Annotated in this window: 10 protein-coding genes and 1 pseudogene (1 of these 11 running past the window's edge); 6 read left to right on the forward strand and 5 right to left on the reverse strand. The window is 69.0% G+C overall.

Annotation, left to right across the window (positions count from 1 at the left end; all coding sequences use genetic code 11):
* A protein-coding gene (locus FJV41_RS00005) for a non-ribosomal peptide synthase/polyketide synthase (protein WP_246136904.1) crosses the window boundary here: on the forward strand, nt 1-16,012 show its 3' portion. 15,749 nt of this gene lie to the left of the window's left edge; the window shows 16,012 of its 31,761 coding nt (coding positions 15,750-31,761); its start codon lies off the left edge, out of view; it ends in the stop codon at nt 16,010-16,012.
* 59 nt (nt 16,013-16,071) lie between these two features.
* Here the strand turns inward: FJV41_RS00005 and FJV41_RS00010 are convergent, their stop codons facing one another.
* Nucleotides 16,072-17,298 (reverse strand): M56 family metallopeptidase, encoded by a 1,227-nt coding sequence (locus tag FJV41_RS00010; RefSeq protein WP_141640284.1) that lies wholly within the window; start codon nt 17,296-17,298, stop codon nt 16,072-16,074.
* A gap of 259 nt (nt 17,299-17,557) precedes the next feature.
* Between FJV41_RS00010 and FJV41_RS00015 the strand changes: the two genes are divergently transcribed.
* From FJV41_RS00015 to FJV41_RS00035, 5 genes are all read left to right on the forward strand, one after another.
* Entirely contained in the window at nt 17,558-17,776 is a 219-nt protein-coding gene (locus FJV41_RS00015) for a hypothetical protein (RefSeq protein ID WP_141640285.1), read from the forward strand.
* 152 nt (nt 17,777-17,928) lie between these two features.
* Nucleotides 17,929-19,527, forward strand: a complete 1,599-nt coding sequence (locus FJV41_RS00020; protein ID WP_141640286.1) for a PKD domain-containing protein — start codon at nt 17,929-17,931, stop codon at nt 19,525-19,527.
* Between the two features lie 94 nt (nt 19,528-19,621).
* Nucleotides 19,622-19,978 (forward strand): MerR family transcriptional regulator, encoded by a 357-nt coding sequence (locus FJV41_RS00025; RefSeq protein WP_141640287.1) that lies wholly within the window; start codon nt 19,622-19,624, stop codon nt 19,976-19,978.
* 7 nt (nt 19,979-19,985) lie between these two features.
* Nucleotides 19,986-20,921, forward strand: a complete 936-nt coding sequence (locus FJV41_RS00030) for an alpha/beta fold hydrolase (protein WP_141640288.1) — start codon at nt 19,986-19,988, stop codon at nt 20,919-20,921.
* Nucleotides 20,922-21,027: 106 nt separating this feature from the next.
* A complete protein-coding gene (locus tag FJV41_RS00035; RefSeq protein ID WP_141640289.1) occupies nt 21,028-21,582 on the forward strand; it encodes a DUF1801 domain-containing protein in 555 nt (184 codons plus the stop codon).
* Nucleotides 21,583-21,867: 285 nt separating this feature from the next.
* Here FJV41_RS00035 and FJV41_RS00040 read toward each other — a convergent pair.
* From FJV41_RS00040 to FJV41_RS00055, 4 genes and pseudogenes are all read right to left on the reverse strand, one after another.
* A pseudogene (locus tag FJV41_RS00040) lies at nt 21,868-22,278 on the reverse strand (DUF1801 domain-containing protein); the annotation flags it as partial.
* A 25-nt stretch (nt 22,279-22,303) separates the two neighbouring features.
* Nucleotides 22,304-22,702, reverse strand: coding sequence for a DoxX family protein (locus FJV41_RS00045; protein WP_141640291.1), 399 nt, complete (start codon nt 22,700-22,702; stop codon nt 22,304-22,306).
* Between the two features lie 18 nt (nt 22,703-22,720).
* Nucleotides 22,721-23,266 carry an SRPBCC family protein gene (locus FJV41_RS00050; RefSeq protein WP_141640292.1) on the reverse strand — a complete coding sequence of 182 codons (546 nt, stop codon included), beginning with the start codon at nt 23,264-23,266 and terminating at the stop codon, nt 22,721-22,723.
* Nucleotides 23,253-23,600, reverse strand: coding sequence for an ArsR/SmtB family transcription factor (locus FJV41_RS00055; protein WP_141640293.1), 348 nt, complete (start codon nt 23,598-23,600; stop codon nt 23,253-23,255). The genes FJV41_RS00050 and FJV41_RS00055 overlap by 14 nt, the downstream gene beginning before the upstream one ends.
* Between the last annotated feature and the right edge of the window lie 130 nt (nt 23,601-23,730).

Below are 23,730 nucleotides of genomic sequence, written 5' to 3' on the forward strand. Positions count from 1 at the left end.
CCCGCTCCTCGTCTGCCTCGACTCCGACTGGGAGCAGGTGGCCCTTCAGCCCGTGTCGACGCTCGACACTCGCGCTGACGCGGACAGCCTCGCGTACGTCATGTTCACCTCGGGCTCCACGGGGCAGCCCAAGGGCGTCGCCGTCCCCCACCGAGGCATCACCCGGCTGGTGATGAGCGGCGAGTTCATCCACTTCGGTCCCCAGGAGGTCTTCCTCCAGCTCGCACCCATCTCCTTCGACGCCTCCACGTTGGAGGTCTGGGGCGCGCTGCTCCATGGCACCCGCTTGGTCCTCTTCCCGCCTCACACGCCCACGCTGGAAGAGCTGGGCGCGGTGCTGGTGCGCCACCGCGTCACCACCCTGTGGTTGACGGCGGCCCTCTTCGAGCAGATGGCCATCCACCAGCCCGAGGCCCTGGCCTCCGTGCGACAGGTGCTGGCGGGAGGCGATGTGCTGCCCGTGCGGCGCGTGCGCGAACACCTGTCGCGGATGGCTCCCGACGCGGTGCTCGTCAACGGCTACGGCCCCACGGAGAACACGACCTTCACCGCATGCCACCGGATGGAAGCGGGCGACGTCATCGGCGCTTCCGTGCCCATTGGCCGCCCCATCTCCAACACCCGCGTCTACGTGCTGGATGAGCGGTTCGAGCCGGTGCTTCCCGGTGCGCCGGGCGAGCTGTTCACGGGAGGAGACGGATTGGCCTGGGGCTACCTGGGCCGGCCGGACCTCACGGCCGAGCGCTTCGTGCCCCATCCGTTCAACGCGGGAGAACGCCTCTACCGCACGGGCGACAAGGTGCGCTGGAGCGACGACGGCACGATGGAGTTCCTCGGCCGCACGGACTTCCAGGTCAAGGTGCGCGGCTTCCGAATCGAGCCGGGCGAGGTGGAGAGCGTCCTGCGGCTGCACGCCAGCGTGAGCGAGGCCGTCGTCGTGGTGCGCGAGGACGCGCCCGGAGACAAGCGGCTGGTGGCCTATGTCGTGGCGCCGGACGCCGACGTGGCGGGGCTGAAGGACTTCCTGCGCCAGAAGCTGCCCGAGTACATGGTGCCCTCGGCCCTGGTGTCCCTGGAGTCCCTGCCGCTGACTCCGAACGGCAAGGTGGACCGCAATGCCCTGCCGGCACCGGAGCTGGAGGGCTCGGGTGCTGACGCCTTCATGGTGCCTGTCGGTGCCACCGAAGTGGCGCTGGCCAGCATCTTCTCCGACGTGCTGGGCGTCCCGCGCGTGGGGAGGAATGACGACTTCTTCGAGCTGGGCGGACACTCGCTCCTCGCCACCCAGGTCGTCTCGCGCATCCGTGCGACGTTCGACCTGGAGCTGGCCCTGCGTGAGCTGTTCGAGTCCCCGACGCTCTCCGCGCTGGCCGGGCAGGTGGACGCCCTGCGCCTGGAACGGCGAGGCCTGGGCCTGCCCCCGCTCGTGCCCGTGCCGCGCACGGATGCGCTGCCGCTGTCCTTCGCGCAGCAGCGCCTGTGGTTCATCGACCAGTTGGAGCCGGCCAGCGCCCTGTACAACATGCCCTCCGCGCTCCGGCTGGTGGGCGACCTGGACGTGGCCGCGCTGGAGCACTCCATCTCCGACGTGGTGGAGCGCCACGAGGCGCTGCGCACCACCTTCGCCTCGCGCCAAGGGGAGCCCGTGCAGCACATCCATCCGGCCGCGCCCGTGACGCTGCCGGTGGTGGACCTGAGCACCCTGCCCTCGGCCGAGCGCGAGGCCGAGGTGCTCCGCCTCGCCCGCGAGGAGGCCCTGACCCCCTTCGACCTCGCCACGGGTCCGCTCTTCCGCGTCACGCTGCTGCGAGTGGAAGCGCGGGAGCATGTGCTGCTCTCGACGATGCACCACATTGTCTCCGACGGCTGGTCCACGGGCGTGCTGGTGCGCGAGCTGGGCGCCCTCTACGCGGCGCACCTGTCAGGGACACAGGCGGAGCTGCCTCCGCTGCCCGTGCAGTACGCCGACTTCGCGGCCTGGCAGCGGGGCTGGCTGCGCGACGACGCGCTCCGCACGCGCCTGGGCTACTGGAAGCGACAGCTCGAAGGCGCTCCGGCGCTGCTGGAGCTGTCCACCGACAGGCCCCGTCCGGCCGTCCAGACGCGCAACGCCGCTCAGCGCGCCGTCGTGCTGTCCACGGACCTCTCCGACGCCATCAAGGCCCTGTCGCAGCAGCACGGCGCCACGCCCTTCATGACGTTGCTGGCCGCGTTCCAGGTGCTCCTCGCGCGCTACTCCGGCCAGGACGACATCGTCGTCGGCTCGCCCATCGCCGGGCGCAACCGGGGGGAGACCGAGGGCCTCATCGGCTTCTTCGTCAACACGCTGGCGCTGCGCGCGCGGCTGGAGCCACGCGCCTCCTTCGCCTCGCTGCTGAAGCAGGTGAAGCGCACCACGCTGGAGGCCTTCGACCACCAGGACGTGCCCTTCGAGAAGCTCGTCGAGGAGCTGCACCCCGAGCGCAGCCTCAGCTACTCGCCGCTGTTCCAGGTCATGTTCTCCGTGCTGAACACCCCCATGGGCGCGCTGGAGCTGCCCGGGTTGCGGCTGGAGGGACTGGGGGACCACGAGATGCCCCTCAAGTTCGACCTGAACCTCACCCTGACGGAGACGCCAGCGGGCTTCGTGGGCACGCTCGACTACAACGTCGACCTGTTCGACGACGCCACCATGGCGCGGATGGTGGAGCACCTGCTCACCCTGCTCCGCGCGGCCGCGGCGGACCCCGAGCAGTCACTCTCCGCCCTGCCGCTGATGGGCGAGGCCGAGCTGCGACGCGTCCTCGGAGAGGGGAACGACACCCAGACCTATGTCCTGGACGCGGACCTGCGGCCGGTCCCCACGGGCGTGCCCGGCGAGCTGTATCTGGGCGACGAGGGTCTGGCGCGCGGCGCCCCGCACCAGCCCCACCTCATCGCCGAGCGGTTCATCCCGAACCCGTTCAGCACCGAGCCCGGTGCCCGCATCTACCGCACCGGCGACAGGGCGCGCTGGCTCGCGAACGGAACCCTCGAGCACCTCGGCCGCCTCGACTCCCAGGTGAAGCTGCGCGGCTTGCGCATCGAGCCAGGTGAAGTCGAAGCCGCGCTCCTGCGACAGCAGGGCGTCCAGGAGGCCGTCGTGCTGGTGCGCGACGACCTGCTGGTCGCCTACGTGGTGCCACGAGCAGAGAGCACGCTGGAGGCCACGGAGCTCCGGCGAGGACTGCTGACCGGACTGCCTGAGCACCTCGTACCCGCGGCCTTCGTGGTGCTGGATGCGCTGCCCCTCACCGCGAACGGCAAGCTGGACCGCGAGGCGCTGCCCGCGCCAGACCCGCAGGCCGAAGTGGAGGCCGCGTGGATCGCCCCGCGCACGCCCACGGAGCAGACGCTGGCGGAGCTGATGGCCGCCATCCTCCGCGTCGAGCAGGTGGGAGCGCAGGACAGCTTCTTCACCCTGGGAGGACACTCGCTGCTCGCCACCCAGCTCGCCTCTCGCATCCGGGCCGCGTTCCAGGTGGACCTGCCCCTGCGCGCCCTCTTCGAGGACCCCACCGTGGCGGGCCTCGCCGCGCGCATCGACGCCAGCCGAGGGGAGACGACTCCGGCGGTGCCACCCCTGGTGCCCGTGCCTCGTACGGAGGCGTTGCCGCTCTCCTTCTCCCAGCAGCGCCTGTGGTTCATCGACCAGCTCTCCCCGGGCACGCCGCTCTTCAACCTGCCCACGGCGCTTCGCGTGGAGGGCGCACTGGAGGTCGGCGCGCTGGAGCACGCCTTCAACGCCCTGGTGAACCGCCACGAGGTGCTGCGCACGACCTTCGCCATGCGTGACGGTGCGCCCGTGCAGCGCATCCGCCCCGCCTCGCACTTCAGCGTGCCCGTGGTGGACCTGAGCGCGTTGTCCGAAGAGGAGCGACAGGCGCGGACGCAAGCCCTCATCGCGGCGGACGCCCTCGCTTCATTCGACCTCTCGACGGGGCCGCTCCTGCGCGCCTCGTTGCTGAAGCATGGCGCACAGGCCCATGTGCTCCTGGTGACGATGCACCACATCGTCTCCGACGCGTGGTCCACGGGCGTCCTCGTGAGCGAGCTGGCCACGCTGTATGTGGCCCGGACCACGGGCACTCCGGCCGCGCTGCCTCCGCTGCCCGTGCAGTACGCCGACTACGCGGCATGGCAGCGCACCTGGCTGCGCGGCGACATGCTCCAGCGTCAGCTCGACTTCTGGAAGGAGCACCTCTCGGGCACCTCGGGTGTCCTCGAGCTGCCCACGGACAGGCCTCGTCCGGCCGTCCAGTCCCACAAGGGCACCCTGCTCCCTGTCGCGCTGACGGGCGAGCTGAGCGCCTCCGTGCGAGCGCTGGCCCAGCGAGAGGGCTCCACGCCCTTCATGGTGCTGCTCGCGGCCTGGCAGCTCGTGCTCGCCCGCTACGCCGGGCAGGACGACGTCTCCGTGGGCTTCCCCATCGCCAACCGCCAGCAGGGGGAGACCGAGGGCCTCATCGGCTTCTTCGTCAACACGCTCGTCCTGCGCTCGCGCATCGACGCGCGCGGCTCCTTCCTCCAGCTCCTCGCCCACGTGCGGAGCGCCACGCTGGCCGCGTACCAGCACCAGGACCTCCCCTTCGAGAAGCTCGTCGAAGAGCTCCAGCCCCAGCGCGACCTCGCTCGCAGCCCGCTCTTCCAGGCCACCCTCACCCTCCAGAACACCCCCGTCGAGGCCATCCAGCTCCCGGGGCTCTCCTTCGCGCCGCTCACCGCGAACATCACCACGTCGCAGTACGAGGTCAGCCTCCTGCTGGAAGAGGGGACGCAGGGCTTCTCCGGCGCCCTCAACTACAACACCGACCTCTTCGACGCGGACACGGTGAAGCGGCTGATGCGCCACTATGCCGTGCTGCTGGAGGCGGTCACCGCCGCGCCGGAGCGTCCACTGGGCCTCGTGTCGCTGCTGTCCTCCGAGGAGCGGCATCAGGTCCTGACGCGGTGGAACGCCGCCGCCGCGGAGTACCCGCGTGACGCGGCCATCCATCAACTCTTCGCCCGACAGTCCGCGCTCACTCCGGACGCCGTCGCCGTCGAGTCCGAGGACGCGAGCCTCACGTACGCGCAGCTCGACGCGCGCGCGAACCGGCTCGCCCATCATCTCCGCGGACTGGGCGTTCAGCCCGGCAGCCGCGTCGCCGTGCACCTGAAGCGCTCCGTGGACCTGGTGGTCGCGCTGCTGGGCACCCTCAAGGCGGGAGCCGCGTACGTCCCACTGGATGCCACCTGGCCGACCGAGCGCATGGCGTGGGTCCTGCGCCAGTCTTCCTCCGCCGTCCTGTTGACGGAGTCGTCGGTGGCGGACGAGCTGCCAGAACTGGGCGTCGTGCTCGTCGTCATGGACGAAGAGGCCGCGCATATCGCCCGCCAGCCAGACTCGGCCCCAGAGGTGCCCGCGAGCGCGGACGCCCTGGCCTACGTCATGTTCACCTCGGGGAGCACCGGCGAGCCCAAGGGCGTCTGCGTGCCGCACCGGGGCGTCGTCCGACTCGTGCAGCCTCACGGTGCCATCCGCTTCGGGCCCAACGAGGTCTGGCTCCAGGCGGCCCCCGTCGCCTTCGATGCCTCCACGCTCGAACTCTGGGGCGCGGTGCTTCACGGCGCCCGGCTCGTCCTCGCGCCTCCTGGAGCGCTTTCCCTGGAGGAGCTGGGAGCGCTGCTCGCGCGTCACCGCATCTCCTCGCTCTGGCTCACCGCTGCCCTCTACGAGCAGATGGTGACGTATCAGCCCCAGGCGCTGACCGGCGTCTCCCAGGTGCTCGCGGGTGGAGACGTGCTGCCCGCGCGGCGCGTGCGCGAACACCTCGCGCTGCTGCCTCCGAGCGGCGTCCTCATCAACGGCTACGGCCCCACCGAGAACACCACATTCTCCGCCACACATGCCCTGCGCGCGGGTGATGCGGTGGGCGACTCGGTCCCCATCGGCGGGCCGGTGCCTCACTCCTCCGCCTTCGTGTTGGACGGCTCATTCCAGCCGACGCCTCCCGGAGTGACGGGCGAGCTGTACGTCGGAGGCGACGGCCTCGCCTGGGGCTACCTCGGGCGGCCGGACCTCACCGCGGAGCGCTTCGTGCCCCATCCCTTCGGGGCTCCGGGCACGCGGCTCTACCGCACGGGTGACAAGGCCCGGTGGCGGATGGATGGAACCTTGGAGTTCCAGGGCCGCGCCGACTTCCAGGTCAAGGTGCGTGGCTTCCGCATCGAGCCCGGTGAAGTGGAGAGCACCCTGCGCCAGCACCCGGGTGTCGGCGAAGTCATCGTCGTCGTGCGCGAGGACGTCCCGGGCGACAAGCGACTCGTCGCCTACGTGGTGCCCTCGGAGCATGGACTGGACACGGGCGCTGTGCGCGGATTCCTCGAGGAGCGGCTCCCCGCGTACATGGTGCCGTCGGCCATCGTCACGCTGACGGAGCTGCCGCTGACAGCGAACGGCAAGGTCGACCGCAAGGCCCTCCCGCCGCCCGGAGTCAGCACTCAGCCTCAAGAGGCGCCCGAGATGCCACGCACCGCCACGGAGGAGGTGCTCGCGGGCATCTACGCCGAGGTGCTCGGTGTCTCGCGAGTGGGCCCGCAGGACGACTTCTTCGAGCTGGGGGGCCACTCCCTTCTCGCCACGCAGGTCGTCTCCCGCATCCGCTCCGCCTTCAACGTCGAACTCCCGCTGCGGGAGCTCTTCGAGGCCCCCACCGTCGCCGGACTGGCCCGGTACCTGGATGCCTCGCGACTGGAGCAACAGGGGTTGGAGGTTCCGGCGCTGACGCCCGTACCGCGCACAGGCGCCCTGCCGCTGTCCTTCGCGCAGCAGCGACTGTGGTTCATCGACCAGCTCGATCCCGGCAGCGCCCTCTACAACATCCTCACGGCGCTCCGCCTCGAGGGGACACTCGACATCGCCGCCTTGGAGCGAGCGGTCTCCGACGTCGTCTCACGCCACGAGGCGCTCCGCACCACGTTCACCTCCATCGACGGGCAACCCTCCCAGGTCATCCACCCCGCGGCGCCCGTCTCCATCGCGCTCATCGACCTGCGGCACCTGGAGGATGACCACCGTCAGGCCGAGGCCCGACGACTGACGGTGGAGGAAGGAGAGCGCCCCTTCGACCTCACCTCCGGACCGTTGTTCCGCCTCCGCCTCGTCAAACTGGCGGAGCGCGAGCACCTGCTCCTCGCCAACATCCACCACATCGTCTCCGACGGTTGGTCTTCCGGCGTGCTGGTGCGCGAACTGGGCACGCTCTACGCGGCGCACCTCTCCGGCGAGCCGGCCGAGCTTCCGCCGCTGTCCGTGCAATACGCCGACTTCGCGGCGTGGCAGCGCGGCTGGCTGCGTGACGACGCGCTGCGGACGCGGCTGGCCTACTGGAAGCAGCAACTCCAAGGAGCCCCCGCGCTGCTGGAGCTGCCCACCGACAGGCCCCGCGCCGCCCACGCGTCGCGCGAGGCCGTCATCCTCCCCATCGCGCTGGGTGCCGAGCTGTCCGACGCCATCAAGGCGCTCTCACAGCGCCAGGGCGCCACGCCCTTCATGACGCTGCTGGCCGCCTTCCAGCTCCTGCTCTCCCGCTACTCGGGCCAGGACGACATCTCCGTCGGCTCCCCCATCGCCGGCCGCAACCGCGAGGAGACCGAGGGCCTCATCGGCTTCTTCGTCAACACGCTGGTGCTCCGTGCGCGCATCGACCCACGAGCCTCGTTCCACGCGCTGTTGGAGCGCGTCCGCGCCACCACCCTGGGGGCCTTCGAGCACCAGGACGTGCCCTTCGAGAAGCTCGTCGAAGAGCTGCAGCCCGAGCGGGTCCTCGATGTCCCCCCGCTCTTCCAGGTCATGTTCTCCCTGCTGAACACGCCCATGGGAGGCCTGGAGCTGCCCGGCCTGCGAGTGCATTCCGTCGACCAGGGTGACGCGCTCGCCAAGTTCGACCTCAACCTCACCTTCGTCGAAGCACCTTCTGGATACGAAGGCGCCCTCCAGGTCGCCACCGCGCTCTTCGATGCCTCCACGGCCGCGCGCATGGTGGCGCACTTCCTCACGCTGCTTCGCGCCGCTGTGAAGCAGCCGGATGCCCCGGTCGCGTCCCTTCCGCTCATGGACGAGGCCGAGCAGCACCGCGTCCTGGTGGAGTGGAACGACACGCATGCGGACTTCCCCGCGCACACCACCGTCCACGCCCTCTTCGAGGAAACCGTCGCTCGCACTCCCGACGCGCTCGCCGTGTCCATGGGCGACGCACAGCTCACCTTCCGTGAGCTGGACGCACGCGCCAATCAGCTCGCCCACGCGCTGCGCGACCTGGGTGTGGGGCAAGGCTCACGAGTGGGCCTGTACTTCCGCCGCGCACCCGACATGGTCGTGGCCCTCTGGGCAACCCTCAAGGCCGGTGCCGCCTACCTGCCTCTCGACCCGGCCCTGCCCGACTCTCGCATCGCCTTCCTCCTGGACGACACCCACGTCTCCATCGTCCTCACCGAGTCGGTGCTCGCGGACGCGCTGCCCGCGAGCGCGCTCCATGTCCTCCGCGTCGACGACGACCTGGACGTCACGGCGGGCAAGCAGCCCACGACGGCGCCAGCACCCCTGGCCACCGCCGACGACCTCGCCTACCTCATCTACACCTCCGGCAGCACCGGTCTCCCCAAGGGCGTCATGGTGGAGCACCGGGGCGTCGTGAACTACCTCACCTGGGCCCTGCGCGCATACCGCATCGCAGAGGGCTCCGGCTCTCCGGTCCACTCGCCGCTCTCCTTCGACCTGACCGTCACCAGCCTCATCGCTCCGCTCATCGCGGGGAGACCCGTGGTGCTCGTTCCCGAAGAGGCGGGCGTGGAGGGGCTGGGTGAAGCCCTGCGCGAGGGCAGCGACTTCAGCCTCGTGAAGCTGACGCCGACGCACCTGCAACTGCTCTCCTACCAGCTCACACCGGGTGAGGCGGCCGGTCGCACCCGAGCCTTTGTCATCGGTGGAGAGGCCCTGACCGCCGAGGGCGTGGCCTTCTGGCGCAAGCACGCTCCGGACACCCTGCTCATCAACGAGTACGGCCCCACCGAGACGGTGGTCGGTTGCAGCGTCCACACCGTGGCCCCTGGAGACGCGACGAGCGGCTCCATCTCCATCGGCCGTCCCATCGCCAACACCCGGCTGTACGTCCTGGATGCCCACCTGCGCCCGGTGCCTGTGGGCGTCGTGGGTGAGCTGTTCATCGGCGGCTCGGGCGTGGCGCGCGGCTACTGGCGGCGTCCCGCGTTGACCGCGGAGCGCTTCATTCCAGACGCCTTCAGCACGCTGCCTGGAGCCCGGATGTACCGGACGGGCGACCGCGTCCGCTGGGGCGCTGACGGACGGCTGGAGTACCTGGGCCGCGCCGACTTCCAGGTGAAGGTGCGTGGCTACCGCATCGAGCTGGGAGAAATTGAAGCCGCGCTGCGGACACATGTCTCCGTCGGCGATGTGGTGGTGGTGGTGCGCGAGGAGGGCCCCTTGGGCGCACGGCTCGTGGCCTACGTCGCGCCGCATTCCGGCGCCCCCCTCCCCGATGCCAACGTCCTGCGGGGACACCTGGGCGAGCGCCTTCCGGCGTACATGGTGCCCTCAGCCATCGTCGCGCTGGAGGCGCTGCCCCTGTCCTCCAACGGCAAGGTCGACCGCGCCGCGCTGCCTTCGCCGGACGCCGTGAGCACCGACTCCCACGTCGCGCCTCTCAACGCCACCGAGCGCACGCTGGCCACCCTCATGGCGGAGTTGCTGCGCATCGAGCACGTCGGCGCCGAGGACTCCTTCTTCGCGCTCGGCGGCCACTCCATCCTCGCCACCCAGCTCGCCTCGCGCATCCGCACGGTCTTCCAGGTCGAGCTGCCCCTCCGAGCCCTCTTCGAGGCGCCCACCGTCTCGTCCCTCGCCGCACGCATCGACGCGAACGCTCGCGGGGGCACCTCGTCGTTGCCTCCCCTGATTCCCGTATCCCGCACCCAGGCACTGCCGCTGTCCTTCGCGCAGCAGCGCCTGTGGTTCATCGACCAGCTCGAGCCCGGCAGCGCGCTCTACAACATGCCCGCGGCGCTGCGCCTGGAAGGGCCGCTGGACGCGGACGCGCTCGAGGCCAGCTTCGACGCCCTGGTGCGACGCCATGAAGCCCTCCGCACCACCTTCCCGTCTCACGACGGCGAGCCCGTGCAGGTCATCCACCCGGCCGCGGCCTTCTCACTACCGCTCGTGGACCTGAGCCGCGTGCACGGGGACGCGCGTGCGACTCGGGCTCAGCGGCTCATCAACGAGGAGGCGCTCAAGCCCTTCGACCTGGCCACCGGCCCGCTGCTGCGCGCTTCGCTGCTCCGGATGGACGCGAAGGAGCACGTGTTGCTGGTGACGATGCATCACATCGTCTCCGACGGCTGGTCCATGGACGTGCTGGTGCGCGAGCTGGTCACGCTCTACGCGGCCATCGCCACGAACACGTCGCCAGACCTCGCGCCATTGCCTGTGCAGTACGCCGACTTCTCCGCATGGCAACGCGCGTGGCTGCGCGGCGAGGTGCTCCAGCGACAGCTCGACTACTGGAGGCACCAGCTCGCGGATGCGCCCGCCGTGCTGGAACTGCCCACCGACAGGCCCCGCCCGGCGGTCCAGTCCTCCCAGGGTGGAGCGGTTCCATTCCACCTGCCCGAGGAGCTGACCCAGGCCCTGGAATCCTTCACCCAAGCCGAAGGGGCGACGCTCTTCATGGGCGTGCTGGCCGCCTTCCAGCTCCTGCTCTCGCGTTACTCCGGGCAGGACGACATCTCCGTGGGCTCGCCCATCGCGGGACGCAACCGAGCGGAGACCGAGGGCCTCATCGGCTTCTTCGTCAACACGCTCGTCCTGCGCTCCCGCATCGCCCCACGCTCAACCTTCCGCGAGCTGCTCTCCCAGGTCCGTGCATCCACGCTCGCGGCCTATGAGCACCAGGACGTCCCGTTCGAGAAGCTCGTCGAGGAACTCCATCCCCGGCGCAGCCTGAGCCACTCGCCGCTCTTCCAGGTGATGCTCGCGCTCCAGAACACGCCTCGACAGGCGCCGTCGCTCCGCTCCGGACAGAGCGGGCTGGAAGCACTGAAGCTCACGCCGATGGGCGTGGAGGGGCTGGAGGCGAAGTTCGACCTCTCGCTCTCGCTCGCCCGGACATCCCAGGGACTCGGAGGAGCGCTCGATTTCCGCGTGGAGCTGTTCGACGAGCGGACCGTCGCGCGCATGGCGGGGTACCTCATCACCCTGCTGAAGGCCGTGGTCACCACGCCCGATGCGGACCTGGGTTCGCTGTCCCTCCTCTCCGACGCGGAGCGGGAGCAGCTCCTCGTGACGTGGAACGACACGCACCGCGAGCTGCCGTGGGGAGGAGCTCTACACGAGCGAATCGAAGCTCAAGTCGCTCGCACACCCGATGCGCTGGCGGTCCTCGACGACACGACGTCGCTCACCTTCGACCAGCTCGACCGTCGGGCCAACAGGCTCGCCCACTGGCTGCGTGCTCACGGCGTCAGGCCCGAGTCCCGCGTCGCCATCTGCATGGAGCGCGGCGTCGACATGATTGTCGCCGTCCTCGGCGTCCTCAAGGCGGGCGGCGCGTACGTCCCCCTGGACCCCTCCCATCCTCGCGAGCGGCTCGCCTTCGTGCGCCGCGACTCCGGCGTCACGCTCGTCCTCACGCAGCAGCTCCTGGCCGAGCGACTGGAGACGCCGTCCGTCAAGGTCCTCCGCATGGATGACCCGGACGTGGCCCAGATGCTCGCCAGTGAAGCGGACACCGCGCTACCCCGTGTCTCCGCGCCCCAGCACCTCGCCTACGTCATCTACACGTCGGGCAGCACCGGGCATCCGAAGGGCGTCATGATTCAGCACGCCTCCGTGATGAATCTGCATGCGGCCCTCGCGTCCACGGCGCTCGCCGGCCTGCAAGGCCCGCTGCGAGTCAGCCTCAACGCGCCGCTGGCCTTCGATGCGTCTGTCCAGCAGCTCATCCAGCTCTCCGATGGCCACACCCTGTGCGTGGTGCCCCAGGCCGTTCGCCAGGACGCGCCCCGCCTGGTGAACTGGGTGGAGCAACACCAGGTCGACGTGCTCGACTGCGCGCCGTCCCACCTGCGTCTGCTGCTCGATGAGGGGCTGGCCTCCAATCGAGCCCTGCGAGTCCTCGTCGGGGGTGAGGCGGTGGACGACGCCCTCTGGGAGCGGCTCGCCACCCATCCGCGCATCACCGCCTTCAACGTCTACGGGCCCACCGAGTGCACGGTGGACTCGACGGCGCGCGCGGTACGCGGAGCGCCGCGTCCTTCGCTCGGCTCACCGCTGACGAATGTGCGGGCCTACGTCCTGGATTCCCACCTCCAGCCTGTCCCCGTGGGTGTCTCCGGAGAGCTGTTCCTGGCCGGCGATGGCCTCGCGCGTGGCTACCTCGCGCGCCCGTCCCTCACCGCGGAGCGCTTCGTCCCCAATCCGTTCAGCTCCGTCCCCGGCGCGCGCATGTACCGCACGGGAGACAAGGTGCGCTGGCTCCCTGATGGAGAGCTCGCGTTCCTCGGCCGCCTCGACTTCCAGGTGAAGCTGCGCGGCTTCCGCATCGAGCTGGGCGAAATCGAAGCCACCCTCGCCCGCCACCCCGACGTCCGTGAAGCCCTGGTCCTCCTCCGCGAGGATGTCCCAGGAGACCAGCGCCTCGTCGCCTACTACACCGCTCACTCACGCCCGCCCGAACCCGCGGCCCTCCGCGCCTACCTCACCAAGAGACTCCCGGCCTACGAGGTCCCCGGCGCGCTCATGGCCCTGGAGTCCTTCCCGCTGACGCCCAACGGAAAGGTGGACCGCAAGGCCCTGCCTTCTCCCGAAGCGGCACCCGGCGCCGACGCCTTCGTCGCTCCGCTCACGTCCACCGAGGTGCGCCTCGCCGCCCTCTGGGCCGACGTCCTCCGCCTCCCGGTTGTCGGCCGGCATGACCACTTCTTCGAGCGCGGCGGCCATTCGCTGTTGGCCACCCGGTTGATGTCGCGCATCCGCTCCGTCTTCGCCCTGGAGCTCCCCCTACGCGCCCTCTTCGAGGCGCCCACCCTGGAACTGCTCGCCCTCCGCGTCGAGCGCGCCACCGAGGCGTCCGCGCTCCCGCCGCTGCTCCCCGCACCGCGAGACGGCGCACCGTTGCCTCTCTCCTTCGCGCAGCAGCGCCTCTGGTTCCTCGAGCAGCTCCAGCCCGGCACTCCCACGTACAACATGCCCACGGCCCTCCGCCTCGAGGGCTCGCTCGACGTCCCTTCCCTCCAGCGCGCCTTCTCGGAGCTGCTCCGCCGCCACGAAGCCCTCCGCACGTCCTTCGCCGAGGACAACGGCTCGCCCTTCCAGCACATCTCCCCCCCGGCTCCCTTCGCGCTCCTCGTGGAGGACCTCTCCTCCGTCGAGGAGCGTGAGGCCCTCGCTCGCGAGCGGGCGCATCAGGACGCCGTCCGCCCGTTCGACTTGAGTCGCGGCCCCCTGCTTCGCGCCTCCCTGTTGCGCCTCGCGCCCCAGCAGCACGTGCTTCTCCTCAACCTCCACCACGCCGTCACCGACGGCTGGTCCATGGGCCTGCTCGTCCGAGAAGTGGTCACCCTCTACGAGGCCTTCCGCCAGGGACTCCACTCACCCCTTCCCGAGCTGCCGCTCCAGTACGCCGACTACGCCCTCTGGCAGCGCCAGTGGCTCAAGGACGATGTCCTCTCCCGGCAGGTGGCCTGGTGGAAGCACCAGCTCGCCGGAGCCCCCGCGCTCCTCGAACTGCCCACCGACTTCCCTCGCCCACCGCTCCAGTCCTTCCACGGTCGCACCGTCGACTTCCAGATTCCCGGGGTCCTCGCTCGCGCCGTGGAAGCCTTCTGCAAGCAGGAGGGCGCCACCCTCTTCATGGGCGTGCTGGCCACCTTCCAGCTCCTGCTCTCGCGCTACTCCGGGCAGGACGACATCTCCATCGGCTCCCCCATCGCCGGCCGCAGGGCTTCCGAGTTGGAGGGCCTCATCGGCTTCTTCGTCAACACCCTCGTCCTGCGTTCCCGCGTCGAGCCGCGCGCATCCTTCCGTCAGCTCCTCTCCCAGGTGCGAGCCTCCACACTCGCCGCCTATGAACATCAGGACGTCCCCTTCGAGAAGCTCGTCGAGGAGCTCAAGCCCCAGCGCAGCCTCAGCTACTCGCCGCTCTTCCAGGTGATGTTCACCCTCCAGAACACCCCCACGGACACGCTGGAGGCCGGCGAAGGCACCGCGATGCTGAGCGTCCAGTCCGTCGCGCCCGACGTGCGTTCCACCCACTTCGACCTGACGCTGTCGCTCGCCGAAACGCCGGAGGGCTTCTCCGGCGCACTGACCTATCGGACCGACCTGTTCGAGGAGTCCACCATCACTCGCATGGCGGGACATTTCGCCACGCTGCTGGAAGCCGCCATCCACGCTCCCGAGACACACGTGGGCGAGCTTCCGCTGATGCCCGTCGCCGAGCGCGAGCAGATGCTGACTCGCTGGAACGACACCCATCGCGAGCGGCCCTGGGAGGGCGCCATCCACGGAGAGGCCATTGACGAGTCCTACTGGGAGAAGCTCTCCGCTCCCCGGCCCGTCGGTACCCCGCTGGCCAACGTCCAGGCCCACGTCCTCGATGCACGCATGCAGCCCGTTCCCCTGGGGGTTCCCGGCGAGCTCTTCCTCGCAGGCGCGGGCGTCAGCCGGGGCTCTCTCAGCGGGCCTGGCCTCACCGCCGAGCGGTTCCTCCCAGACCCGTTCTCGTCCACGCCTGGCGCCCGCCTCTACCGCACGGGCGACAAGGTGCGCAGACGGGACAACGGCGAGCTGGTCTACCTCGGCCGCTTCGACGACACGGTGGACCCGAAGGCCCAGCCCGCTCCGGACATGTCCTCCACGAGCAGCGAGTACGTCGCTCCGCGCAACCCTGGCGAGGAGACCATCGCGGCCCTCTGGCGCGAGCTCCTCGGCAGGCAGAAGGTGAGCGCCACCGACGACTTCTTCGCCCTCGGCGGCCACTCCCTGCTAGCCGTCCGCCTCATGTCGCTGCTGCGCGAGCGGCTGGGTGTCTCGCTGCCGGTGTCAGCCCTCTTCCAGGCCTCCACCGTGGAGCGCCTGGCTCGACGGGTGGAGCAGCGCGAGCAGGCTCCACGGCCCACTCCCAACCTCGTGCGCCTGGACACCGGCACGTCGACCGAGCGGCCCCTCTTCCTCGTCCACGGCGGCGGAGGCGCGGCGCTGGGCTACACCGAGCTCGTTCGTGAGCTCGGTACCCAGCGGCCCATCTACGGCCTGTCCGCGTCCGGCATGGAGGGCGGCGAGCTTCCCGAGTCCTCCGTGAAGGCGCTGGCGCGCGACTACCTCGCACAGCTCCGCACGGTGCAGCCTCGGGGGCCGTACCTCCTCGGCGGCTGGTCCTTCGGCGGCGTCGTGGCACACGAGATGGCGCGGTTGCTCGAGGCCACGGGAGAGAAGGTGGACCTGCTGGTGCTGCTCGACAGCCGCGCGCCCACGCGGCAGCCGATGCCCAAGCCCGACACGCTCACGCTGCTCGCCGGCTTCGGTCAGATGCTCGGCGTGTCCTGGGGAGACGCCTCACTGGAGGTGGGGCGGCTGGAGCACCTGGGAGCGCGAGAGGTGCTGGCCCAGGTGCTGCCACGGCTGCGACTCGCCGCTCCGGCCTTGCACACGCTGGACCTCGACACGGCTGAGCGGCTCTTCAACGTCTACCAGCGACTCACCGAGGCCCAGCGTCGCCACGTGCCAGACGGTGTCTACACGGGTCGGACCGTGCTCTTCCGCGCCACCCGGTCTCCCGACGAGGCCCCGTTGCGCGAGGACCGCGGCTGGCGCGAGTGGCTCACCGGGGCGCTCTCGGTGCACGACGTCGCGGGCGACCACTTCACGATGTTGAGCGCACCGCGAGTCTCCGAGTTGGTGGAGCAGCTCGCGCGAGACCTGGAGGACGCAGCCTCGTGATGTGATTCACACCAGGCCCGGGCCTCGAGCCCGGGCCCATTCCCCTCAAGGGAGGTCCTTCAGCATCTATCGGGTCCATCGGGTGACCACAGCGCGTCGTCGGGTGACCAGGGAAGGCTGGGCGCAGACGGAACCGGGGCGGGATTGAGGCTCGGTGCGGCAGGCGGGGCGGAAGGGATGGGAGCCGCCGACACCTTCGTGGCGACGACAGCCGGAGTCGCGACCTCTGGCGCGGCCGAGTCCGAGCGAGCCCGCGGCGACGCTGTCTGCTCGCGTGCGACCAGTTGGACCGGCAAGAGGACCGCGAGGCCAAGGAGTAGCAGCGCCACTCGCAACGAAGTACGGCGTCGCGGAGTGGAGACATCGACGTGTTCCAGCATGGACAACCTCCTGTGCAGCGTGTGGATGTGAGTTGAGGCACCGAGCACAGCGGCGGTGCCGTGGGTGCGGGTGACGCCAAAGGTGAGGAGGAGCTGGCCATAATCACCGGGCGCGGCCCCCGTGAGGCGGAGGGCTTCGGCGTCACAGGCCTCCTCTCGTGCCAGCGCATACTCCTGGGCTGTCTTGCGTACGAGCGGGTGGAAGAAGAGGACGCTCTCCGCGAGTGCCGGAACCCAGCCAAACCACAGGTCGCGGCGCTGGAAATGGGCCAACTCATGAGCCAATGCCATCCGCACTGCTTCCAGGTCCAGGCACCGGACCGCCTGCGCGGGCAGAACAATCACCGGGGAGATCAGCCCCGTGGCCAGAGGGCTCGCCATCTCATCGGACATCAGGAGACAGGGCACTCGGCGCAGTCCCGCGGCGGAGGCGAGCTCGCTGATGGCCTTCTCGATGTCCGGTTGGCGAAGGGGCATCGCGCGAAGGCGCAGGCGACGCATGCGACTCCAGGCTCGCACATGCCCCTTGAGCTGCCAGGCGATTCCCAATCCCCACGCAACGAGCAGCACCGCCGCGCCCCCATGTCGCCAGGGCACTCCATCGCCCATGAGAGCCATGGTGTCCGGAGTGGCCACGTTCTCCTCCGGCCCCATCGACTCCACTCGTCCCGGAATCAGCGTGGGCAGAAGAGGAAGCTGCACCGGGCTCAACGCCCCCAGGGACAGCACGAACTTGAGGGAAACCAGCCACCACAGTCCCGCGCGCAGGGCGGAGGGCATGCGCGGCACTGCGTGGGACAGCCCCCAGACCAGCGCGGCCCACGGCGCACCCTGCCAGGAAGCCCGCCACAGACACTCCAGTGTGGAAAACCCCCAGCTGAAGTCCGTCAGCCATTCAGCACCCATGGGCGCACTCCTTCCCCTGCTTCCGAGAGTTCAGCCGGGCCACGACGTCCTGGAGCTTCCGAGAACCGGGTGAGGTGCCCCTTCGTCCGCAGCCACTCCATCACCCGCTCTCCCACGGTCGCCATGACTACATCTGTAGTCAGAACGTACGCGTGACTACAGCCGTAGTCAAGTCATCTCCGGAGCCGAGCTGCTTGCGCGACTGAACTCCTCCCAGCGCCACCTCGCCCTTGTCAGTCCATTCAGAATGCCCCTTGCGGTGCGCAAGCGAATCAACGCGATGGTCGCGGTATCGCGCATCGAGGAACTCAACAGAGTGGAATCGACTCACGCAGATGGCGAGCCGCTCTCATCGCCTGAAACGTTTGCTGACCCGGCGCTCCTGAACTCCATCGTCGTGGCTCGAGTGTTCGGGGAAAACCCTACCAACGCCCATGCTTCAACGTTCTTGCCTGACTTGAATCGCTCCAAAGATTGACATGGCGAAATCGCCGCTCCCAAGGTTGGCCTGTCGCCGACGCTGGCGACCCGGAGCGCCTGCTGGTGTGAGCGAGCGCAATGGCTCTCACAGGCAGACGCGCATCGCCGTCCATTGCGTCGTTCGCGACGCTCAATGCCGAGGAGCCATCCATGTCGAAACCAAGCCAGTCAGCGCCACCCCTCTCCCGCCGCCTGTTGCCAGCACTCGCCGCCCTCGCCCTGGCCGTCGCCGCACCGGACGCCAGCGCGGCCTCCGCGGTCTACGGCGGTGGCCCGTTCTACTCCGGCGGCACCGCGGTGATGGACGACCTGCGCGCCTCGGGCTTCACCACCATCATCCTGTGGAGCTTCCACATCGAGGACAACGGCGACCTCGTCTACAACGACATCCCCGTGGTCAGGAACGGCGCCTACATGGGTGATGCCGCGTGGCCGACGCGCCTGGCAACGCTCAAGACCGCGCCGACCTCGGTGAATCGCATCGAGGTTTCCATCGGTGCCTGGAGCGTTCCGGACTTCGAGCGCATGGCCAGACTGGTCAATGGCACCGCCGCCGGCTGCGGCACCACCCTCGTCTGCGGCACCGGCAGCAACAGCATCCTGTACAGGAACTTCCAGGCGCTGAAGGCCGCCACCGGCGCCGACGCGGTGAACTTCGACGACGAGAGCGCCTACGCCCTGGCTCCAACGACGACCTTCGGACAGATGCTCATCGGCCAGGGTTACAAAATCACCTTCGCGCCGTACACCCAGCAGACGTTCTGGCGGAGCCTCAAGGACAACCTGGGCAGTGCCGTCGATAGAATCTACCTTCAGGTGTACGACGGCGGCGCCGGCAACAACCCGGCGAGCTGGAACACCGCGATGGGCATGACGGTCGACCCGGGCCTGTGGTCCAGGCATGGCACTGGCTGCACTTCGGGCGACAGCCCGGCCTCGGTGCAGAGCCGGATGAGCGGCTGGAAGACCAGCGCTGGCATTCGCGGCGGCTTCATGTGGTTGTACGACGACATCCAGCGGTGCTCCGCGCAGGGCACGAGCGCGCAGTACGCGGCGGCCATCAACACCGCGGTCAGCGGCAACACCCCGCCGGTGGCGAACTTCGGCGTCACCGTCAGCAGCCTCACCGCGACCTTCAGCGACTCGTCTACCGACGCCGACGGCACCATCACCTCGCGCAGTTGGAACTTCGGCGACGGCGGCACCTCCACCGCGACGAACCCCTCGCGCACCTATGCGAGTGCCGGCAACTACAACGTCACCCTCACCGTCACCGACAACGGCGGCGCGAGTAATACCAAGAGCCAGACGGTCTCGGTCGGCGCGGGCGTCGCCAATCTGGCGCTGAACAAGCCCACCACCAGCTCGGCCGCCTGCAACAGCAACGAGTCCGCGGCCAAGGCGGTCAACGGCAGCGTCTCGGGCGGCACCACCGACAAGTTCTGCTCGCTGGTCTCGCCGGCGTGGATGCAGGTGGACCTGGGCTCGGCGCAGACGGTCAGCAGCTTCACCCTCAAGCACGCGGGGGCCGGGGGTGAGAACACGAGCTGGAACACCCAGGCGTTCACCATCCAGACGTCGAGCAATGGGACCACCTGGAGCACGCCTGTCACGGTGAGCACCAACACCGCCAGCAGCTCCACGCACGCCATCACCTCGACGTCGGCGCGCTACATCAAGCTCAACGTGACGACGCCCACCCAGAATGGAGACCCGGCGACGCGAATCTACGAGTTCGAGGTTCGCTAAGCTCTCGAAGACGAAGCCGACCCGCGACGCACCGTCGCGGGTCTTGACCTTGACACTGGTGTCAGGGGCTAGCGTTCGTTTCCAAGAGAGCCGGATGAACATCGGAGAACTCGCCAGGCGCACGGGCTGCAGTGCGCGCTCCATCCGTCACTATGAGAAGACGGGGCTCCTCAGGTCGAATCGACGCGCGAATGGCTACCGGGATTTCGATGGGGAGTCGGTGCCCCGGGTGATGCAGGTGGCCCACCTCATCCGGCTGGGCTTCTCCCTGGGGGACATCGCCACCTTTCCCCCCTGCATGCTCCGCGACGTCACGCATGCCATCTGCCCGCAGGCGCTCGCGCTCCACCGCAAGCGGCTGGCGGAGTTCGACCAGCAGCTCCTGGAGCTCGCGGGCCGTCGAGACCGGCTCGCTCGCGCGCTGGGCGCGAATGCCCGCTCCACCAAATAAGGACCTCATGAATCGTCGCGACCTGATGAAGACCGCCCTCCTGGGCGCGGGCATGCTCCCGATGCAAGGTGCCCTCGCCGCCGCGTCCGAGCGGGGCAAGCAACCCCGTCGCTCGTTCCTCCTGGTGCATGGCGCCTGGCACAACGCCCTCCACTGGGCGCGCCTCACGGAGGCACTCTCCGCGCGAGGCCACCAGGTGGTGGCCATCAACCTGCCTGGACACGGCCTCAATGCGCGGTTTCCCTCGGCCTACGTGACGGGTGATGCGGCAAAGCTCCTCGAGGAGCGCTCACCGCAGGCGGACCTCACCTTGGAGGACTGCGCCGTCGCCGTGGTCACCGCGCTGGAGAAGCTGCGACAGGGGGCGGGCGGGACGAAGCCCGTCCTCGTGGGCCACAGCGTGGGCGGCGCCGTCATCACGCGGGCGGGAGAGCTGGCGCCACAGCACATCGGCCGGCTCGTCTACCTGAGCGCGTACTGCCCCCTGCGACTGGGAAGCCCCAGTGGCTACAACGAACTGCCCGAGGCGCGCACCGGCTACGGGGAGACACTGTTCCTCGGGGACCCGGGGAAGCTGGGCGCGGTGCGCATCAACCCTCGCGGAGGCACGGACTACCTGGAGGCCCTTCGCGAGGCGTACTACCAGGATGTGCCCCTGGCGGACTTCCTGCCCTTCGCGCTCTCCCTGACGCCGGACCTCCCCTTGTCGCTCTGGACCGCCAAGGTGGGAGCCACCCCGGCGCGCTGGGGCCGGATTCCTCGCAGCTATCTTCGCTGCACCCAGGACCGCGCACTGGCACCGGCGCTCCAGGCGTTGATGATTCGCGAGGCCAACGCCTTCACGCCCGGCAATGCCTTCACCGTCGAGTCATTGGAGGCCTCGCACTCGCCATTCGCGTCGCAGCCCGAGGCGCTCGCCGCGCTCCTGGACGGTCTGCGCTGAGCTGAGCTGAAGTGAAGGTTGCCCTCGGCAGCCTGGGCCGCGAGGCTTATCCTCCAGTCGTTGGAATGACGTGCGTCAAAGCCACCGAGGTCCAGGAGGGAGCACAATGGCCGGCAAGACACCCCGGAAGTCGGCGAAGGTCGCCAAGAAGACCGCCGCCAAAGCCAGCAAGCCCAAGCCCACGAAGGCCCCGGCGAAGAAATCACCGGCGCGCCGTGCGGCGCCCAAAGCCACCCCGGCCCCGCGCAAGAGCGCCAAGGAGCCTCGCCTCCTCTCCGGCGGCAATCCTCAAATCGCGAAGGGCTACGGCGACGCCCCCGTGCAGGCCTACATCGCGGCCATGCCGGGGTGGAAACGCGACGTCGGGCACCGCCTCGACGCGCTCATCTCGCGCACCGTCCCCGGCGTGAGTAAGGCAGTCAAATGGAACTCGCCGATGTACGGAGTCGAAGACCAGGGCTGGTTCCTCGGCGTCCATTGCTTCGCGAAGTACGTCAAGGTGGCTTTCTTCCGCGGCACCTCGCTGCGTCCTCTCCCCCCGGGCGAATCCAAGAGCCAGGACACGCGCTACCTCGACATCCGAGAGGACACTCCGCTCGACGAAGCTCAGTTCGCCAGGTGGGTGAAGCAAGCCAGCAAATTGCCTGGCGAACGGATGTGAGCGGCCACCCGCGCCGCTCCTGAAATCAGCGCGAACGCCGCCGCCTCTTTCATCAGCGGCGGCGTGTCCGACCTCATCCGCTCAGCCTCTTCTCCAGACCCGAAATGAGGCGCCCCGTGCGGAACCACGCAGGGGCGGAATCACTCAGGACTTCGCCTTCTTCGAGGGCCTGGCCTTCACCGCCGGCTTCGCCTTCGAGGGTTTGGCCTTCACCACCGCCTTCGCCTTCGAGGGCTTCGCCTTCACTACCGGCTTCGCCTTCGCGGGACTGGCCTTCGCCACTGGCTTCGCCTTCGAAGGCTTCGCCTTGCCCTCGCTGTTGAGGTCGATCGCCTGGCGAATGAGCAGCTTGAACGCGGCCGCATCCACCTTCTCTCCTTCGCGGATGTCGATGGCGCGGCGCGTATTCCCTTCGAGGCTCGAATTGAAGAGCCCGCCCGGGTCCATCAGGGAGGCGCCCTTGATGAAGGTCAGCTTCACGACCTCCTTGTAGGACTCGCCCGTGCAGATGATGCCGTCGTGCGACCAGACCGGAGTGCCCATCCACTTCCACTCCTCGACGACGTCCGGGTCCGCATCCTTGATGAGCTTGCGCATCCTGGCGAGGGTCTCCCCACGCCAGCCCCCAAGGTCGACGATTCTCTGCGAGATGAGCTCCGATGCCGACGGGCCTTCACTCGCGACGGGCTTTTTCATGGTCTCCTCCTAGAAGGTCCAGCGCTCAGGCGGTCGCCGGGCGGAGCCCAACGGACGGGGCCTGCAGGCGGCGCCAGAAGAAGTACGAGAGCCCCCAGAGTACTCCGGTGACCACCGCGTAGATCCACGACTCCGGGCCGTGTCCCATCGCGAGGTGGGCGATGAGCGCCGAGACGAGGGTGTAGGCGAAGCCCGCATAGGCCCACTCCTTGAGCCGCGCCGGCACCGGCGCGAGCAACAGCACCACGCCGAGCAACTTGGCCCACGCGAGCTCCTTGCGGAAGTAGTGAGGGAAGCCGAGCTGGGCGATCGCCTCCGCCACCTCCGGCATGCTCAGCTGCGCGTAGGCGGTGAAGCCCATCTGCAGGCAGAGCAGCGCGGTGACGACCCAGAAGCCAATGACGATACCTTTTGAGCGGTGCATGTTCATGTCCAACGGGGGTTAGAAGGAGGGAGCTTCAACGCCGAACTGCTTGGCGTACTCGACATGCAAGCGCTGCCAGCCGTCGAACCGCATGGCGTCAGGGCCGACGAGGCGTCCGATGGGCTGACCTGCGAGCAGCCGATCCATCACATCGAAGCAGATGTGCCATCCGGCGGCGCCCATGGCGATGAAGCCACGGTTGATGTTGTGCCAGAGCGTGAGCCGGGTGCCGGCGCCCTGCGGCTCCAATTCCCAGCGGAGGTCCTGTCCTCCCCAGCTGTATTCGAGCAGCCGGGGCTCGTCGGCCCGCTTGATCTGCGTCTCGGCGACCATCTGCGTCGGAGCGCCCACGGTCGACAGCTTCGCGGTGCCCAGGCTCCCGAGGTTCCGGTCAGAGTCGAACGGCGCCCATTCGCGCAGATGCTCGGGCTGGGTGATGGCCCGCCAGACCTTCTCGGGAGGATGGGAGAGGTCGCGCACGACCACGAGCGTCCACTTCTCTCCCTCTTTCTGAATCCTGGCACCAGAAGCGGCACCCGGCATGTAGTGCTCACGGCTGCTCATGTTTCTTCTTTCCTTTCACAGGAGGAACCTTGTCCATCTTGTCCAGGTGCTGCTCCAGCGCATCCAGGTGCTTCGACCAGAAGCGCCTGAAGGGAATCAGCCATTCGTCGAGTTCCATGAGCGGCTCCGGTCTCAGTCGATAGAGGCGACGCTGCGCTTCGATACGTGATTCCACGAACCCGGCGTCCCGCAGCACCCGCAGGTGCTTGGAGACGGACGGCTGCGACAATCGAAGCTCGCGCTCGATGTCGCCCACGGAGCGCTCCGATGAGAGCAGCAGGCTCAGGATGGCCCGTCTGTGCGGCTCCGCGATGATGGCGAACGATGATTCCACGCCCCATACATACCCATTGAGGTATATACCCGTCAAGGCATATTACTCGCCGTCGGCCGCCTGTCGACGTAGAAGCTGAGCGGCCGGACGGCCAGGCCGTTCGGATGTCCCACACCCCACCCCACTGCCG

It is taken from the genome of Myxococcus llanfairpwllgwyngyllgogerychwyrndrobwllllantysiliogogogochensis (genome assembly GCF_006636215.1).
GTDB classification, from domain to species: Bacteria; Myxococcota; Myxococcia; order Myxococcales; family Myxococcaceae; genus Myxococcus; species Myxococcus llanfairpwllgwyngyllgogerychwyrndrobwllllantysiliogogogochensis.